General features: G+C 63.0%; 14 protein-coding genes, 1 other RNA gene and 1 pseudogene. 4 read left to right on the plus strand and 12 right to left on the minus strand.

Annotated elements, in window-relative coordinates; all coding sequences use genetic code 11:
* Positions 1-7: 7 nt before the first annotated feature.
* From AC4P1R_RS12755 to AC4P1R_RS12765, 3 genes are all read right to left on the minus strand, one after another.
* A complete protein-coding gene (locus AC4P1R_RS12755; RefSeq protein WP_069459182.1) occupies positions 8-1,303 on the minus strand; it encodes a TRAP transporter large permease in 1,296 nt (431 codons plus the stop codon).
* Positions 1,300-1,806, minus strand: a complete 507-nt coding sequence (locus tag AC4P1R_RS12760; protein ID WP_069459181.1) for a TRAP transporter small permease — start codon at positions 1,804-1,806, stop codon at positions 1,300-1,302. The genes AC4P1R_RS12755 and AC4P1R_RS12760 overlap by 4 nt, the downstream gene beginning before the upstream one ends.
* Positions 1,807-2,029: 223 nt before the next feature.
* A complete protein-coding gene (locus AC4P1R_RS12765; protein ID WP_069459180.1) occupies positions 2,030-3,040 on the minus strand; it encodes a sialic acid TRAP transporter substrate-binding protein SiaP in 1,011 nt (336 codons plus the stop codon).
* 198 nt (positions 3,041-3,238) lie between these two features.
* Between AC4P1R_RS12765 and AC4P1R_RS12770 the strand changes: the two genes are divergently transcribed.
* The gene (locus AC4P1R_RS12770; protein ID WP_083265348.1) at positions 3,239-3,949 is read left to right on the plus strand and encodes a GntR family transcriptional regulator; all 711 of its coding nucleotides are present in this window, start codon (positions 3,239-3,241) and stop codon (positions 3,947-3,949) included.
* Between the two features lie 61 nt (positions 3,950-4,010).
* On the opposite strand, the gene AC4P1R_RS12775 is transcribed toward AC4P1R_RS12770, so the two are convergent.
* The 6 genes from AC4P1R_RS12775 to AC4P1R_RS12800 all read right to left on the minus strand — a co-directional run bounded on the left by AC4P1R_RS12775 (position 4,011) and on the right by AC4P1R_RS12800 (position 11,964).
* Positions 4,011-4,757, minus strand: a complete 747-nt coding sequence (locus AC4P1R_RS12775; RefSeq protein WP_069459179.1) for a YebC/PmpR family DNA-binding transcriptional regulator — start codon at positions 4,755-4,757, stop codon at positions 4,011-4,013.
* Positions 4,758-4,904: 147 nt separating this feature from the next.
* On the minus strand, positions 4,905-5,738 hold the full coding sequence (locus AC4P1R_RS12780) for an MBL fold metallo-hydrolase (protein WP_069459178.1): 834 nt from the start codon (positions 5,736-5,738) through the stop codon (positions 4,905-4,907).
* Positions 5,739-5,868: 130 nt separating this feature from the next.
* Positions 5,869-9,045: an efflux RND transporter permease subunit gene (locus AC4P1R_RS12785; protein WP_069459177.1), complete on the minus strand. Its 3,177-nt coding sequence runs from the start codon at positions 9,043-9,045 to the stop codon at positions 5,869-5,871.
* Complete coding sequence (locus tag AC4P1R_RS12790; protein WP_069459176.1) at positions 9,042-10,199, minus strand: efflux RND transporter periplasmic adaptor subunit; 1,158 nt, start codon at positions 10,197-10,199, stop codon at positions 9,042-9,044. Before AC4P1R_RS12790 ends, AC4P1R_RS12785 begins: the two co-directional genes overlap by 4 nt.
* 351 nt (positions 10,200-10,550) lie before the next feature.
* Entirely contained in the window at positions 10,551-11,375 is an 825-nt protein-coding gene (locus tag AC4P1R_RS12795; RefSeq protein ID WP_069459175.1) for a TIGR00282 family metallophosphoesterase, read from the minus strand.
* Positions 11,376-11,391: 16 nt separating this feature from the next.
* A complete protein-coding gene (locus AC4P1R_RS12800) occupies positions 11,392-11,964 on the minus strand; it encodes a 5-formyltetrahydrofolate cyclo-ligase (protein ID WP_069459174.1) in 573 nt (190 codons plus the stop codon).
* A gap of 651 nt (positions 11,965-12,615) precedes the next feature.
* Here AC4P1R_RS12800 and AC4P1R_RS12805 point away from each other — a divergent pair.
* Positions 12,616-13,419 (plus strand): annotated as a pseudogene (locus AC4P1R_RS12805) (LysR family transcriptional regulator); the annotation flags it as partial.
* A gap of 90 nt (positions 13,420-13,509) precedes the next feature.
* Here AC4P1R_RS12805 and ssrS read toward each other — a convergent pair.
* The 3 genes from ssrS to AC4P1R_RS12820 all read right to left on the minus strand — a co-directional run bounded on the left by ssrS (position 13,510) and on the right by AC4P1R_RS12820 (position 14,427).
* Positions 13,510-13,668: non-coding RNA, 6S RNA (gene ssrS / locus AC4P1R_RS12810), on the minus strand.
* 102 nt (positions 13,669-13,770) lie between these two features.
* Positions 13,771-14,145, minus strand: coding sequence for a cell division protein ZapA (locus AC4P1R_RS12815; protein WP_069459172.1), 375 nt, complete (start codon positions 14,143-14,145; stop codon positions 13,771-13,773).
* A 12-nt stretch (positions 14,146-14,157) separates the two neighbouring features.
* Positions 14,158-14,427 carry a DUF4164 domain-containing protein gene (locus tag AC4P1R_RS12820; protein ID WP_069459171.1) on the minus strand — a complete coding sequence of 90 codons (270 nt, stop codon included), beginning with the start codon at positions 14,425-14,427 and terminating at the stop codon, positions 14,158-14,160.
* Positions 14,428-14,849: 422 nt separating this feature from the next.
* Between AC4P1R_RS12820 and tkt the strand changes: the two genes are divergently transcribed.
* Positions 14,850-16,832, plus strand: coding sequence for a transketolase (tkt, locus tag AC4P1R_RS12825; RefSeq protein ID WP_069459170.1), 1,983 nt, complete (start codon positions 14,850-14,852; stop codon positions 16,830-16,832).
* Between the two features lie 69 nt (positions 16,833-16,901).
* Positions 16,902-17,912 (plus strand): type I glyceraldehyde-3-phosphate dehydrogenase, encoded by a 1,011-nt coding sequence (gene gap / locus AC4P1R_RS12830; RefSeq protein WP_069459169.1) that lies wholly within the window; start codon positions 16,902-16,904, stop codon positions 17,910-17,912.
* Positions 17,913-17,915: the final 3 nt, after the last annotated feature.

A 17,915-nucleotide genomic window follows, 5' to 3' on the forward strand; every position in this document is an offset into this window, starting at 1 on the left:
GTGTGGCTCAGCCGGCATAGCCCAGAAGGCGAGGCAGCCAGAGAATAATGTCGGGAAACAGGATCATCATGATGAGCGCGAGGATGAGCGCCGCGACGAAAGCCCAGATTTCGCGGATGATCTCGGCAAGCGGAATTCTTGTCGTCGCATTGATGACGAAAAGCAGGATTCCGTAGGGCGGCGTGACGAGCCCGATCATCGTGTTCACCACCGCGACCACGCCGAAATAGACGAGGTCGATGCCGAGTTCCCGGCAGGTGGGAATGAACAGCGGAATGATGACGAGGATGATGGTCGAGGCGTCGAGCACGCAGCCGAGGGCAAGCAGCAGCAGATTGATGCCGAGCATGAAGGCAAGCGGCGACACGTTGATGCCGGCGAGCGACTGGGCGATCGTCGTGCCGATATTCTCCGACGCCACGATATAGTTCAGCACCAGGGCGCCGCCGATCACCAGCCCCACGGAGGCGGACGGGCGGGCGCTGTCCACGAGCACCTCGTAGAAGGCCTTCAGCGTCAGCGAACGGTAGAACACGGTCGCCAACAGCAGCGCATAGGCGGCGGCTATCGCCGCAGCTTCCGTGGGCGTGGCGATACCGCCATAGATGCCATAAAGCAGGATCGCCGGCATCAAAAGAACCGGGAAGGCCTGGAGGGTGAGGCGCGGAACTTCGCGCAAGGGCACCGTTTCGTCGGCAGCGATGCCGCGCCGGTGTGCGTAGAGGATGTTCATGCCCATCAGCACTGCGCCCATCGTGAGCCCGGGCGTAACGCCGCCGAGGAAGAGGTAACCGACGGACGTGTTGGATACGAGCGCATAAAGAACCATCGGGATCGACGGGGGAATGATCGGGCCGATGGTGGCGGAGGCCGCCGTCAGCGCTGCTGCATAGCCGCGCGAATAGTGACCGCTCTTCCTCATCATCTCGGTGACGATGCGCCCGACACCCGCCGCATCGGCGACCGCCGACCCCGACATGCCGGAGAAGATGATCGACGAGACGACGTTCACATGACCGAGCCCGCCGCGAAACCGCCCGACGGTCGCCACGCAGAACTTCAGGAGCCGCTCGGAGATCGTCCCTGCATTCATGATGTTGGCGGCTACAATGAAAAGCGGCACCGCGAGCAGGACGAAACTGTCGTAGAGGCCGGAGGCCATCTGTTCGCCGGCGATCGCCACGTCCTGGCCCTTCACCGTAAGATAGACGATGGAGCCGACCAGGATGGAATAGGCGACGGGTGTGCCGATGGCGGCAAGCACGAGAATGACGAGGAGGCAGAGGGAAAGGGCAACGCTCACGACCGGACCTCGTCATGTTCGGGCGCATCATCGCCTGCGACCCCTTCCTTCAATATCCGGAAAAGCCTCCACGCATAGGCAGCGATGACGGCGACGAGAAACACGGCATAGATGACATACACGTCACGCATGGGCACACGCAGGGTCGGGCTTCTCTTGATGCGGAGGAAATCGATCCAGTCCCAGGTGGGCAACAGCGACCAGGCGAGGCCCGCGACGATCGCCAAAGCCGAGATCGCGGCCATGGCACGCCGCGGTCCGCGCGAAGCCGAACGGTAGAGGAGATCGAAGGTTATGTGGTCCTCGTTGCGCACGAAGAAGGCGCAGCCGAAGAACACGATCCACACCCACAGGATCAGGCAGAGCTCCAGCGTCCAGCCGAAAGCCTGGTCCATGACGTAGCGGGAGAGTATCTGCAGCAGGAAGGTGGCAAAAAGGGCCAGCATCATCAGCGCGCCGACGGCTTCCGCCCCTTTTCGCAATCCCTTGAAAAGGCCGGTCATTGGATCTCCCAAGCATTTGTTACTGCATCTCTCCTCAAATCGACATCGATCTGAAGGCAAAGACATGCGGAATTTCAAAGTGCTCCAGCGGCCCTTACGCGTCTGGCAAGACGCGCGGCGCTGTAGTCGGGCGGATTCACCGGACACCGCACGAATGCGGCAGATTCAGCAGATAGAGCGGCCGCCGCACCCGCAATACACGCCGGATGCGGCGCCGATCCCGTCAGCCCGCGAGCGCGTTGATCTTGTCCAGCATGCCGTCAGGCCATGCGGCGGCGAATTCGCTCTCGAGGAACATCTTCTGCACGTGGTCCCGGAAGGCCGCGATATCCGGCTCGTAAATCTCGAGCCCCTTCTCCTTCAGGAAGGCGACGAGTTCGTCTTCCTTCTTGAGCTGGTTCTGGCGGCCGAATTCCGCGGCGTCGTCGGCGGCCTTTTGCAGCGCCGCTTGCTGCTCCTCGGAGAAGCCGTCGAATGTTTTCTTGGAAATCGCCAGGTAATTGAGGTCGACCAGATGCGAGGTCATGCAAATCTGTTTGGTGACTTCGTAGAACTTCGCGTCCACCACCGTCGGCAGCGGATTGTCCTGCCCGTCGATCGCGCCCGTCTGGAGTCCTGTATAGATTTCGGTGAAGGCCATCGGCACCGGATTGGCGCCGAGCGCCTTTCCGAGGAACTGCCAGGCATCGGTCCCGGGCATGCGCAGGGTCACGCCCTTGAGATCCGCGGGCGTCGTCACGGTGAGTTCGTCCTTGGACTTGCGCAGATTGAGCTGGCGACGACCGAGATACATGACCGTCAGCAGTTTGACGCCGAGCTCGTCCTCGACCTTTTGCTTCAGCGGATCCATCAGCGGGTCGTTGAAGACCTTAACCTGATGCGCCGCGTCCTTGTGCACGTAGCCGGCCGAAAAGATTGAGAATTCCGGCAGGAACACGGCGAGTTCCTGTGCCGAGGTGATCGCCATCTCCAGATTGCCGCGGGCAATCGCCTCGAGTTCGGTGCCCTGCTTGAACAGCGTCGCGTTCCAGTGCGGCTCGAAGGTAGCGAAATCGGCAATGCCCGGCGCGAATTTCTCCATCAGCGCGACGGAGCGCTGATCGGTATCGGATGCAGGTGTCGAGAGCCGGAGGACCGGCTTGTCCGCGGCAAGAACCGTCCGCGAGATCAACGGCAAGGCGGCGGCCGCCGCCGACATGGCAAGCACGGAACGGCGCGTGAATTTCGTCTTCATATTTTCCTCCCATTCGAAACGTCGGGTCCCCTGACCTCTGCCGGCGGCACCCGAGGGCCGAGAAGCCGGCATTCGTTTTGTACGGTCTCGAGCCGCCTCTCCTCCCGCGGCCGGAACGAGCTCATAGGATAACCATAATTTCGCGGATGACAAGTGACTAACATGTCAGTAGTATGTCGACATCGAACCGGTGAAACGATGAGCGACGCAGTGCTTCACGCTGACGATCTCAATCAGCAGGGCGGACAACGGCCTCCCGGCCACGCGCCCTTGCGTCAGGCGGCCTATGATCGCATCGAAGACCTGCTGAACGAAGGCGTTCTCAAACCCGGGCAGGTGGTTTCGCAGCGCGAACTCGTCGAGAAGACGGGGGCGACCCTCGGTGCCGTTCGCGAGACGATCCCGCGCCTCGAGGCCGAAGGCCTGCTCCAGACGCTTCCCAAGCGCGGCCTGATGGTGCCGAGCCTCGACATCGCCTTCGTGCGCGATGCCTATCAGTTGCGTGCGATGATCGAGATGAGCGCGGTGCCCCACGCGCTCAAATTCCTGCAGGCCGAAGAGATCGACGCCTGGATTGCGGCGCATCAGGAGGCGCGCACGAGCCTAGATTGCGCGGCCGACCCCGACCTGTCGAGCCGGTTGCAGAGGCTGGACTGGGCCATGCATGCCCGGCTGGTCGGCATGATGGGGAATGCCCTGATCGATAATGTCTACCGGGTGACGGCGATCAAGATACGCATGGCGGTGCAGTCGCGCATCCGGGTGACGCCTTCCAACGCCTTACGCGTGATCGGGGAACATCTGGCGTTTCTCGAAGCCATGCGGGACGGCAGGGAGACCGACGCGATTGCGGCCCTGAAGAAGCACATCGACAATTCGCTGACGCTTGCCCTCGGAGGCAGCCTCTGAAAAGCAAAAGACCCGCATTGCGACGGCAATGCGGGGTCCGTTCATGCCGCAGATCGGGGGATCAGGCCGAAAGCTTCTCCAGCACCTCGTCGGAGACTTCGAAGTTCGAATAGACATTCTGGACGTCGTCATCGTCTTCGAGGTTGTCGATCAGCTTCATCAGCGACTGTGCCTTTTCCTCGTCTACCGGCACGGTATTCTGCGGCTTCCAGATCGCCTTGACAGTTTCGGCTTCGCCGAGCGCGCCTTCAAGCGCCTTCGAGACCTCGCCGATATCCTCGAAACCGCAAATGACGGTGTGGCCGTCCTCGTCCGTGGTGACATCGTCGGCGCCGGCTTCGATCGCGGCTTCCATCACGGCGTCGGCGTCGCCGGCGTCGAGCTTGTAGGTGATCTCGCCGACCCGGTCGAAGGAGAAGGAGACCGAACCGGTTTCGCCGAGTGCGCCGCCGGCCTTGGTGAAGATAGAGCGGACATTGGAGGCGGTGCGGTTGCGGTTGTCGGTCAGCGCTTCGACGATGACTGCGACGCCGCCCGGTCCGTAGCCTTCGTAGCGGACTTCCTCGTAGTTCTCCGCATCGCCGCCGGCAGCCTTCTTGATCGCACGCTCGATGTTGTCCTTCGGCATCGACTGCGCCTTGGCGTTCTGGATCGCCAGCCTGAGGCGCGGGTTCATGCCCGGGTCGGGCAGGCCGGTCTTCGCGGCGACGGTGATTTCGCGCGCCAGCTTGGAAAACATTTTCGAGCGCACCGCATCCTGACGGCCCTTGCGGTGCATGATGTTCTTGAACTGTGAATGGCCAGCCATGGCACCCTCTGCATGCAATAATTTCGTTGGAATGGGCGCCTTATAGTTTCATTGCCACGTCCCGTCCAGCAGGTGGTGCCGTCTTTTCAGGAAGCAAAATGGCGCGATCTTTCCGAAATCTTCGCTGCGTTCTGCAAGAAGGAAAGGTCATACCCCCTGCAGGACATAGATCAGCGGCTTCTTGGGAAGCGAGCGCAGGGAGACCCTCACGCTGTCTCCGGCGGCATAGCTCTTGTCGTAATCGTCGCCGAACATCGCCAGGAAATCGTTGACCAACGGCCTCCGGTGCATCGGCAGGATCAAGGCCGACCGCAGCCGGGTGACGACCCGGCTCATGCTTTCCGCGCCCATGGTCAAGCCGCCATCGACCGGCACCATCAGCACATCGAGCCGGCCGATCGCGCGATAATGGCTATCGTCGAGTTCGTAATGCAGGTGTCCGAGATGGCCGATGCAGAGGCCGGCCACCTCGAAGATGAAGATCGAATTGCCGTTCGGCTCCATGCCGCCGAAGCCGGAGCGAATGTCGGTCGGGACGTTGCGGATATAGGCGTCGCCGACGACGAGGTCGTGATCGGCCGGCTCGCCGTTTTCGCCCCAGCCGTGCAGCACATGGGGGATCGCCGGATCCGGCGTCAGCGTGTAGTGGCTCGAATGGGCCCTGTTCATCGTCACGACCGTCGGCGGCAATGCCGTACGGAACCAGCCGTTATAGTCGGTGGCGATCGAGATGCCGCCAGGCGTTTCGATGAGGAAGGTCGAGTGGCCGAGAAAGGTGATGCTCACCTCCCCCTCCGTCGCCGCGGCGGGAATGGCCGGCGGCGCCGCAAAGCCGACGAAGATCGCCGCCGGTGTCGCCTGCGCGATTGCCTGGCACTGGCTGACGGGCGCCTGCGATTCTTGCGCAGCGGCCCGCTCGGACCAGAAAACATGGACGAGCCATATGGCGGCGAGAACATAGGCAAAGTATCGCAGCAGCATCCTTCACCTCACACGTCTTCAGCGCAACGCAGGATCGTTCAAGGCGCTTGCGGCGTCCAGCGCCTGGAGGCCGCCGGCCGCTCACAATTGCGTCATTGCGGTTGCGTCCTACCAAGCTGGAACGCCGGCTTCATTCCCCAGGTGCCGGCGCCGGCGCCGCCGAGGGCGCGCGCTTCCTGCGCATCGACCGCAGCGCCACATAAAAGACCGGCGTCAGGAACAGGCCGAGGAAGGTGACGCCGAGCATGCCGGAAAAGACCGCGGTTCCGAGCGACTGGCGCATCTCCGCGCCGGGCCCGGTCGCGATCACCAGCGGCACGACGCCGAGAATGAATGCAAAGGCCGTCATCAGGATCGGGCGCAATCTCAGCCGGCTCGCCTCGATCGCCGCCTCGATCGGCGTGAGACCCTCCTCCTCGCCCTGGCGCGCGAATTCGACGATGAGGATTGCGTTCTTGGCGGCAAGGCCGATAAGCACGATGAGGCCGATCTGCGTCAGCACATTATTGTCCATGCCACGAAGCGAGACTCCGACGAGAGCGGCGAGAACAGCGAGCGGCACGATCAGGATGATCGCCAGCGGCAGGACCCAGCTCTCATATTGCGCCGCGAGCGCCAGAAAGACGAAAATCACCGAGAGCGCGAAGATGAAGACGGCCGTGTTGCCGGTCTGTCGCTCCTGGAAGGCAAGCTCGGTCCATTCGAAGGTCGTGCCCTGCGGCAGGATCTCAGCTGCAAGCGCCTCCATCTTGTCGAGCGCGGCACCGGTCGAGACACCCGGCGCCGGGTTGCCCTGGACCGGCACGGATACATACATGTTGTAGCGCTGGACGAGAGCGGGCCCGCTTGTGTCGCGGATCTCGACCAGTGTTCCGAGCGGAACCAGCGCGCCGGAGGCGGAGCGCACCTTGAGTGCCAGGATGTCGTCCCGCTCCATGCGGTATTGCTGATCGGCCTGGGCACGGACCTGGTAGACCCGGCCGAAGGCGTTGAAATCGTTCACATAGGATGCGCCCAGATTGATCGACAGCGTTTCGAAGATGTTGGGAATCGGCACGTTCAGCGCCCGCGCCTTGTCACGGTCGATCGCCAGGAAGAATTGCGGGCTCGAGGCGGAGAAGGTGGTGAAGACGCCTGTCAGGCCCTCGGTCTGGCTGGCGGCCCCCATCATCTGATAGGCAAGAGCCAGTGCGCGCCGCATGTCGGCGTTCTGGCGGTCCATGATCTGCATTTTGAAGCCGCCGGAATTGCCGATGCCGCGCACGGACGGCGGCGGCACGGCGATGATGAAGGCCTCCTGTACGCTTTGCATCGCGCCGAAGATCTGGCCGATGACCCGGTCGGCACTTTGCCCATGTTCGAGCCGCTCCTCAAAGCTTTCGAACGGCGTGAAGATCACGCCGGAATTGCTGGCGTTCGTGAAGGTCGATCCATTGAAGCCGGCAAAGGCCACTGCGTCCCTGACGCCCGGCACGTCCCGTATCATCGCCGACGCACGCTGGACAACGGCGTCGGTTCGCTCGAGCGAGGCACCCTCGGGGAGCTGGATGACGACGATGGCATAGCCTTGGTCCATCGTCGGGATGAATCCGCGCGGCACGACCTGCGCCATGTACCAGGTGGCGCCGAGCAGGCCGACGAAGACCAAGAGCACAGCGGCAATCGCGAGCCCTGTCCCGACCAGCCGGCGCACCACCCAGGCATAGCCGTCCGCCATACGGTCGAAACCGGTATTGAAGCTATCGGCGAGCCTTCGGCCGAAGCGGCTCAGCGGATTGCGGCTTTCCTGCGCCTGATCGTCATGGGGGCGCAGGAGAATGGCCGCAAGCGCCGGCGACAAGGTCAGCGAATTGAACGCCGAGATCACGGTCGCAACAGCGATCGTGACGGCGAACTGCAGGTAGAACTGGCCGGAAATGCCGGGGATGAAGGCGGTCGGCACGAAGACCGCGGTTAGTACCAGCGAGATCGCGATGACGGCCGCACCCACCTCGTCCATCGTAACATGGGCTGCCTCGCGCGGCGTCATGCCCCGCGCGAGATTCCGCTCGACATTCTCGACCACGACGATCGCATCGTCGACCACGATGCCGATTGCCAGCACCAGGCCGAAAAGCGTCAGCATGTTCAGCGAAAAGCCGAAGGCGAAAAGCACGGCGAAGGTGCCGATCAGCGAAACGGGAATGGCGACGATCGGAATGATCGCCGTGCGCCAGGACTGGAGGAAGACGACAACCACCAAGGCGACGAGAACCACCGCCTCGCCGATTGTCTTGTAGACCTCGTCGATCGATTCCGAGATGAACTCCGTCGGGTTGTAGATGATCCGGTATTCCAGTCCCTCTGGAAAGTCCCGTGAAAGATCCGCCATCGTCGCCTGAATCGCGTCCGCCGCGGCCAGCGCATTGGTGCCTGGACGCGAGAAGATCCCGAGTGCGACGGCGGGGCTGCCGTTCAGGTAGCTGTTGGTGACGTATTCGCGTGCGCCGAGTTCGACGCGTGCAACGTCCTGCAACTGCACCAGCCTGCCGTCCTCCGTCGCCTTGACGATCACATAGCGGAACTGGCGGGCGTCGCTGAAGCGGCCGTCCGTCGTCACCGTATATTGGAAGGCGGCGTCGCCCGACATCGGCGGGCCGCCGATCGCGCCGCCCGAGACCTGCACGTTCTGCTGGCGCAGCGCCTCGACGACATCGCCTGCGGTCATGCCGTAGGCCGAGAGCTTCTGCGGGTCGAGCCAGACGCGCAGTGCATATTCGCGCTCACCGAAGAGCGTGACGTCGCCCACCCCGTCCAGCCGCACTAGCAAGTCGCGAATGCGCGTGCGCGCGTAGTTGGAGACATAGAGCTGGTCGTAGCGGTCGTTCGGCGACAGCAGGTGGACCACCATCATCAGGTCCGGCGAGCTCTTTGAGGTGGTGACGCCGATGCGCCGCACGTCCTCGGGCAATCGCGGTTCGGCAATGGCGACGCGGTTCTGCACCAGCACCTGCGCCTGATCGAGATCCGCGCCGAGCTTGAAGGTGATCGTCAGCGCCATCGAGCCGTCCGCCGTCGAATAGGACGACATGTAGAGCATGTCCTCGACGCCGTTGATCTGCTGCTCGAGCGGTGTCGCGACCGTATTGGCGACGGTCTCAGCATCCGCCCCGGGATAGGAGGCCCTGACGACGATGGTGGGCGGTGCGATTTCCGGATATTGTGCGACCGGAAGCTGGAAATAGGCGATGCCGCCGACGATCAGAAGCACAATCGACAGCACCGAGGCGAAGATCGGCCGGTCGACGAAGAAGTGCGCTAATCTCATTGCTGAGCCTCCGCCGATTGCGCCGACTCCTGCGGCAGCTCGATGAGCTCCGGCTTCACCTTGACCCCGGGGCGCACCCGCATGAGCCCGTTGACCACGATCGTTTCGTTACCCGTCATGCCGCTGCGGATGACGCGGTAGCCGTGCAGCCGCGGACCAAGGCGCACCGGCTTTGTGGTGACGCTACCGTCCTCGCCGACGACATAGACGACCCTTTCGTTCTGGTCGGCGGCGATCGCTTCATCCGGGATGAGGATCGCCTGATAGGTGTCGGAACCCTCGACCTCCACGCGTCCGAACAGGCCCGGCTGGAGAATGAGACTCGGGTTGGAGAACCGCGCGCGCAGGCGCATAGTGCCCGTCTGGTTGTCCACCCGGTTTTCCGAGAAGTCGAGGTTGCCTTCGAAGGGCGCCTCGTTGGCGTCTGCGATCGTCACCAGGACCGAGAGCGATCCGGCCCCCTCCTGCAGCGCACTGCCCCGCTCGCGGGCGGTGCGGGCATAGGCCAGCACCCGGCGCTCGTCGACGTCGAAATAAAAATCGATCGGATCGAGCGAGACTATGGTCGTCAGCACCGTCTGATCCGCCTGAACGAGATTGCCCGGCGAAAGCAGCCGCCGGTCGACGCGGCCGGTGATGGGCGCGGTGATCGTCGTATATTCCAGATCGAGCCGGGCCCGATCCACTGCGGCCTGTGCTCCGCGGACATTGGCCTGCGCAGCGAGCAGCGCGCGGCGGTCATCGTCAAGCTTGGAGACAGAGAGCGTGCCGGTGCCGGCAAGCGATTCCGTCCGTTTGAACTGGGCTTCGGCGTAGGCGAGCGTCGACTCCGCCGAGGTGAGCGTCGCCTCCGCCTGCGAAAGCGCCATGGTGAACGGGCGCTGGTCGATCATGAAGAGCTTGTCGCCCTGCTTCACCATCGCACCGTCGGTGAAGAAAACCCGATCGAGATAGCCGCCGACGCGAGAGCGGACCGAAACCTCGTCGACCGCCTCGAAGCGGCCGATGAACTCGTCCGCGTCGATGACGTCGCGCACCACGGGCTTGGCGACCGTCACCGTCGGCAGTTGCGCATCTTGCGCGCCTGCGGATCCCGCGATGAGAAAGGAGATAGAAAGGCCGACGATCGCCGGCAGGCGCCATTTTCGCAACATGACCGCTCTCCAGACACTTGACCATCAAGTCGCCCGGCGGGGTTAAATCGGTTGCCGTGGCGACATTTCGGACCCGTGGCATTCACCACCGGCGGTACCAGAGCAACCGTACAACTGCCTGCGGCTTCAAACCGCTCTCGGCCCTGGCTTTTCGATCTACATGGAAACTTGCGAACAGCGGCCGCTCTGAACGGCTCTGATTTTGGGAGCTAACCTGCCACTATTCGCAATGACTGTCACTTGGAAAAAGCCAACCGACAGGAGACGGCGCGCAGTTGCCAAGCGCCTGTCCGACGGGAGGGGCCACGCGAAACAGTTGAATATCAACCGGATGCCGCGCGGACTCGTGTCCTATAACCAGAACTCGGGAATCGTCTCGCCGAGCCTCGGCCCCAGCCTCAGCGGTGCAATCTGTTCGGCGAGGCCCGTGCGGTCGGAAATCTCGATACCGACGCCGCAGATGGTGGCGGGACCGGAGGCCGCCTCGAAGCGGCCCTTGGGCATCTTCGAGATGAAGCGATTGAGCGGCTCCTCCTTATCCATGCCGAGCGAGGAATCGTAGTCGCCGCACATGCCGGCATCGCTGATATAGCCGGTGCCGCCATTGAGTATCTGATGGTCGGCGGTCGGCACATGGGTGTGCGTGCCGACGACGAGGCTGGCGCGACCGTCGACGAAGTGGCCGAAACATTGTTTCTCACTCGTCGCTTCGGCGTGGAAATCAAAAACGACGGCATCGGCCTGCTCGCCGAGCGGGCAAGCCTCGAGGATCGCCTCGGCGCAAGTGAAGGGGTCGTCTAGTTCAGGATGCATGAACACCCGGCCCATTACATTGGCGACGAGCACGCGGGCACCGTTGCGGGCGAAATAGAGATTGGAGCCGCGTCCGGGCGTGCCGGCCGGGTAGTTCGCCGGGCGCAGGAACTGGTCATGCCGCTCGCAGAAAACCACCGCCTCCTTCTGGTCCCAGACATGGTTGCCGGTCGTCACCACATCGGCGCCGGCATTGATCGTCTCCAGGAAGATCTCCTCGGTGATACCGAAACCGCCGGCGGCGTTCTCGCCATTGACGACCACGAAATCGAGTTTCAGGTCGCCGATCAGCCCCGGGAGGCGCTCCCAGACCGCCGTGCGGCCCGTCTTGCCTACCAGATCTCCCAGAAACAGAAGTCGCATTGCCGTTCAATCCCGCTCAAAAATGCCGGAAACCGCTTTCCGTGAGCACGGCGTCCAGCGCCACGTCATGCGGTTCAGCCGGCACTGATGCCACTTCCTGGCAGTCGAATGCAATCCCGATCAGCCGCGGCATGTGACCTTTGCCGCGCAAACGGTCGATTGCCCGGTCGTAGTAGCCGGCGCCGTAACCGATCCGATGGCCGGTCGCATCGAAAGCGGAAAGCGGCACCAGCATGATATCCGGATCGATTTCCGGCGCATCCGGGCCGGGCCCGGTCGTGCCGAACCCGGTTTCGACCACCGCGACACCATCGACGAGCTCACGGAAGACGATCGTCTTCTTGTCCAGGATGACCGGCAGGCACAGCCGGGCGCCGCGGTCCCTGAGCCGGACCATCAACGGACGGATGTCGGCCTCCGAGCGGATCGGCCAGAACCCCGAGACCACATGGCCCGGATCGAGCGCGATGACCTCGGCCGCGTGATCGGCCATGGCAAGGCTCGCCTCGATGCGAACCTCCGCCGGCATCGCGTCACGCAGGGCGAGACGCTCATTCCTCAGCGCGGCCTTCAAGTCCTTTGGCGACATCGAGCGCCCCCTCCATGGCATGTCCGATCCTGCAACCGAGTAGCGCAAGCCGCCCCCGGCTGGAACCATGTCGCCGTCGCTTTTGCAACATTTCGCGACAAAGCTCCACCCTTCCCGTCTCGACACGAGCTCGGGAGTTGCGGCCAGAGGACGTTGCGGGCCGCCTCGGATGCGAGAAATGGGCGGTTCAAGCCGTTGCCGGGCAAAATTGGCACGTCGGTCGAAACTGACATCCCGCTCGAACGCATCGACGAGGCGCTTCAGGACGTGATGCGGGGTTCGAGGCGCGCAATCCTACGGAAGCCATGTGCGCGACGTCCGGCTCGGGCTGATCTCATAGCATCCAATGGGTCTGACGAAGCGGCTGCTGGACGCAGCCGCCCCCATGAAGCGCGTCCGCGATACCGGCTTCTGCGATGAGGCGAGGGTCACGCCGGCGGAGAAGGAGAGCCCATTCGGCCCGTATCGCAAACCGGAGGCGCCAACGCCAAAGCGCGCCCTCAAGTGGTGTCGAACGGCGGACGTTGCGAAATGCTGGGGCAACCAGGACACCCATGGCGATCACCTCTGATGATTGCGGCGCCCTCATTTTCGACTGCGCATTGACATGCGGCAAACGAATTGCGAACATGCCTGTCATCAATTTTCCTAATGGTGAACCGGGTGTCGATCCCCCTTGACAGCGAATTGCTCAGGACCTTTCTGGCAGTCGCCGAGGCCGGCAATCTCACGCGGGCTGCCGATACGGTCCGGCGTACGCAATCCGCCGTCAGCATGCAGGTCAAGAGGCTGGAGGAACTGATTGGTCTGCCGCTGTTCGAGCGTCATTCCCGCGGCGTGGTGCCGACGGCGCATGGCCGGCGCCTCGTCGACAACGCACGGCGGATCGTTTCGCTGCTTGACGATACGGCGGCGGCGATGCGGCAGCCGGCCCTCGGAGGCTCGGTCCGGATCGGGATCTCGGAGGAATATATCAACTCCGCACTGCCGAGGGCGCTCGGCGCCTTTGCGGCCATCCATCCCGACGTCGAGATAACCGTGCACCAGGGAACCTCGATGTCCAATCTGGCGGCGCTCGAAGCCGGCGAGATCGACATTGCCGTCGTGTTCGAGCCGGGCGGTAGGAGCCGAAACGAAGTGCTCATGATCGATCCCACGGTCTGGGTGACCTCCGACCAGCACGCAACCCATGAACGCCAACCACTGCCGATCGCAACCTATACTTATATCGAAGGCGGGTGGTGCGATGATCTTGCCATGCGGAACCTGAAGCAACGCCGAATAGAGAGCCGCATTGCCTTCGTAAGCCGCACGACCAGCGGCCTGATTGCGGCCGTCCTATCGGGACTGGCCGTAGCGCCGCTGTCGCGCAGCGTCATTCCGCCCGATTGCCGCGAGCTCACCGAGACTGACGGCTTCGGCATCATCGACCTGTCCAAGGTCGTGCTACGGACAAGGACGGACAAGCGATCGCAAGCGGTCGATGCGATGTCAGACGCTCTTCGCCGCGCCTTTCGGGGACCGAACGAAGCTGAAAGAGAAGTTGTGCGATCCACGACGACCGATGGATAGTTTACGATCCCGGGTACCTACTAGGTAGGTGGGCGCCGTATGTCCGAACCCACGGGTCCGGCCAGGGACAGCTCCCTTGAGATCGTGTATGGCCCCGGGGATTGTGGTTCCTGTCGGGAAGCGCAGACCGCGCGGCAGATATAGAACGTCTTCGGCGCTTTCGCCAGAGCGGGATTTGCGAATGCCGCTGAATTTGATCCGGAAGCCGAGCTTCCGCGCGCCGGCGCACCAATATCAGTTGGCGGACGTCGGGCGGCCGTTGAGCCTGGCTACGACGGCGTGGATCTGCGCCGTCACCTCCCCGAGAGCCGCTGCGACCGCTTCCTCATTGCGCATCTGGTCGGAAACTTGCGTCTCGCGGCTCGTCTTGAGGCTCTCGACCTCGGCCTCGAGGGTATTCAGCCGCCGGTCGACCTCGCTCAGTTCGTCCATCACCATGATGCCCGCCATGACCGTCAGCCTGAGATCGCCGATCTCGCCGAACTGCCCCCGGAGATGGCCGACATATCGATCGAACCTGGCGGCGAGTTCGCTCAAATGGTCCTCCTGCCCCTCCTCGCAGGCCATCCGGTAAGCCTTGCCGTCGATCGTCACCGTCACCTGTGCCATGCTTCAAGAACCTCAGCGATCCAGCACTGCCCGAATGGTCTCCATTGCCGTGACCAGCCGGCGGGAAACCTCGCGATTGACTTCTTCCAGGCGGTTGGCCCGGAATTGCGACTGGTCGAGCTCCTGCGCCAGACGCGACCGGTCCGTATTGACCCGCCGCACTTCGTCCTCGAACTCGCCCACGTCCCTTTCCTTGTCAAAACGGCCGTCCAGCGCGATCTCAAGAGATTGGACTGCGTTCTGCAACTCCTCGATCGCTGCCTTTACCGTCTTTGCCGGCATCCTTCCGAAACCTCACGAGCGCGGGATGGGAGACTGTGGACCGCCTCCTCATGCCTTGAACCAGGTGGCAGAGCTCCGTATGTCCGTCGGAACATGATCGGCAAACAGCCCTGCGCTCCGAATCGCCGGCGCAACCGACCGTATCGGAACATCCTTTTTAAACCCATTCCCCAACTCTCAACAATGCCGGGCGGAGCAATTGCTCGAGGCAAGCTGTGGATGGCCGAATCGGACCTGGAAAGTCGCCTCCTGAGACCGCATCGCCACGCGCGGAACGGGGCGCAAAAGTTCGCCGCCATCCCGTCGCGGAAGGCCTGAATTTGTTGACTCGCGCGGCGCACCTGCTATGTGTCGGGCCGCTTCTCATACGGTCTTTGGAGGATTAGAGACCGTCCCTGACCACCGAACCAAACGGAACAGTCATGATCTCTCGCGAAAAACACGACCGGATGGCGAATGCAATCCGTTTCCTCTCCATGGACGCCGTCGAGAAGGCAAATTCCGGCCACCCCGGCCTTCCCATGGGTGCTGCCGACATAGCAACGGTTCTCTTCACCCGTTATCTGAGCTTCGACCCGAAGCAGCCCAATTGGCCCAATCGCGATCGCTTCGTTCTGTCGGCCGGTCACGGTTCGATGCTGCTCTATTCGCTGCTCTATCTGACCGGTTACGAAGACATCACCATTGACGAGATCAAGAATTTCCGCCAGCTCGGCTCGCGGACGGCCGGCCATCCGGAATATGGCCACGCAGCCGGAATCGAGACGACGACCGGCCCACTCGGCCAGGGGCTGGCCAATTCCGTCGGCATGGCGATCGCCGAACGGAAGCTGCGCGATGAATTCGGAGCCGAGCTGATGGAGCACTACACTTACGTGCTCGCCGGCGACGGCTGTCTGATGGAAGGCATCAGCCAGGAGGCGATCGCGCTTGCCGGTCATCTGAAGCTCAACAAGCTGATCGTCTTCTGGGACGACAACAACATTTCGATCGACGGCCCGATCTCGATCGCCGACTCGACCGACCAGCACGCCCGCTTCCGCGCCTGCAACTGGCACACGATCGCCGTCGACGGCCATGATCCGGATGCGATCGCCGCCGCGATCGAGGAGGCTCAGAAGTCCGACAAGCCGACGATGATCGCCTGCAAGACCGTCATCGGCTTCGGCGCGCCGAACAAGGCAGGCACACACAAGGTGCACGGATCGCCGCTCGGCGCCGAGGAAATCGCCGCGACCCGCAAGGCGCTCGGCTGGGAAGCCGAAGCCTTCACCGTTCCCTCCGACGTCCTGGACGCCTGGCGGCTTGCGGGCCTGCGCTCGACCAAAGCGCGCAAGGAGTGGGACGAACGGCTGGAATCCGCCGAGACCGAGAAGAAGGCGCAGTTCATCCGCCGCTTCGCCGGCGACCTGGAAGGCAGCCTCGCCCCGGCGATCGGCGCCTATAAGCAGAAGCTTGCGGAGACCAGACCGTCTCCGGCCACCCGCAAGGCCTCCGAGGATGCGCTCGAAGTCATCAACGGTGTTCTCGCCGAAACGGTCGGCGGCTCTGCCGACCTGACCGGCTCCAACAACACCAAGACGAGCCAGACCCATTCGATCACCCCGGATAACTTCGCCGGCCGCTATATCCATTACGGCGTGCGCGAGCACGGCATGGCCGCCGCCATGAACGGCATGGCGCTGCATGGCGGCCTCATCCCCTATTCCGGCGGATTCCTGATCTTCTCCGACTATTGCCGCCCGTCCATCCGCCTCGCCGCGCTGATGGGCATCCGCGTCATCCATGTGCTGACGCATGACTCCATCGGCCTGGGCGAAGACGGTCCGACGCATCAGCCCGTCGAACACCTCGCCTCGCTGCGGGCGATCCCAAACCTCCTGGTTTTCCGCCCGGCCGATGCAACGGAGACCGCCGAATGCTGGCAGCTCGCGCTCGAAAGCCGTGCGCGTCCTTCGGCGATCGCACTGACGCGCCAGAACCTGATGGCGGTGCGCACGGAATACGAAGAGGAAAATCTCTGTGCCCGCGGTGCCTATGACCTCATCACCGCCAGCGATGCAAAAGTGACGATATTCGCCACCGGTTCGGAAGTAGAGATCGCGGTGAAGGCATGCCAGACGCTGACGACCAAGGGCATTGCGACGCGCGTCGTTTCCGTTCCCTGCGTCGAGCTCTTTGCCGAGCAGAGCGAGGATTATCAGCGAGCGATCATCGGCAATTCGCCGGTCAAGATCGCGGTCGAAGCCGGTGTGCGCCAGGGCTGGGATCATCTGATCGGCAGCGACGGCACCTTCATCGGCATGTCGAGCTTCGGCGCTTCGGGCCCCTATAAGGACCTCTACAAGCATTTCGGCATCACGCCGGAAGCGGTGGTCGCCGCCGCCGAAGCCAAATTGTCTTGATCAACCGGTGGGCGCGCTTACGGCGCCCCCTATATGTTTCAACGCCACGCTGACAGGGAGAGACCCGACATGACAGTGAAAGTCGCCATCAATGGTTTTGGCCGCATCGGCCGCAACGTGCTTCGCGCCATCGTCGAATCCGGCCGCACGGATATCGAAGTCGTCGCCATCAACGACCTCGGCCCGGTCGAGACCAACGCCCACCTCCTGCGCTTCGACTCGATCCACGGTCGGTTCCCGGCCGACGTTAAGGTCGAAGGCGACGCGATCGTCATCAACAACGGCAAGCCGATCAAGGTAACGGCCGTCCGCAACCCGGCCGAACTACCGCACAAGGAACTCGGCGTCGACATCGCGATGGAGTGCACCGGCATCTTCACCGCCCGCGACAAGGCTGCCGCCCATCTCGAAGCCGGCGCCAAGCGCGTCATCGTTTCGGCACCGGCCGATGGCGCCGACCTCACCGTCGTCTACGGCGTCAACCATGACAAGCTGACGAAGGATCATCTCGTTATCTCCAACGCATCCTGCACGACCAACTGCCTTGCACCGGTCGCCAAGGTGCTGAATGACGCCATCGGCATCGATCACGGCATGATGACGACGATCCACTCCTATACGAACGACCAGCCGTCGCTCGACCAGATGCACAAGGATCTCTACCGCGCCCGTGCAGCGGCACTGTCGATGATCCCGACCTCGACCGGTGCCGCCAAGGCCGTCGGCCTGGTGCTGCCGGAACTCAAGGGCAAACTCGACGGCTTCGCCATGCGGGTGCCGACCCCGAACGTCTCGGTCGTCGACCTCAAGTTCGTCGCCAAGCGCGACACGACGAAGGAAGAGGTCAATGCCGCGATCAAGGCTGCGGCCGAAGGTCCGCTCAAGGGCGTTCTCGGCTATACGCTCGCCCCGAACGTCTCGGTCGACTTCAACCACGATCCGCATTCCTCGGTCTTCCACATGGACCAGACCAAGGTCATGGAAGGCAAGTTCGTGTCGATCCTGACCTGGTACGACAACGAATGGGGCTTCTCCAACCGTATGTCGGACACGGCAGTCGCTCTCGGCAAGCTCCTTTAAGTT

The sequence above is a fragment of the Sinorhizobium sp. Y406 genome (genome assembly GCF_058732025.1).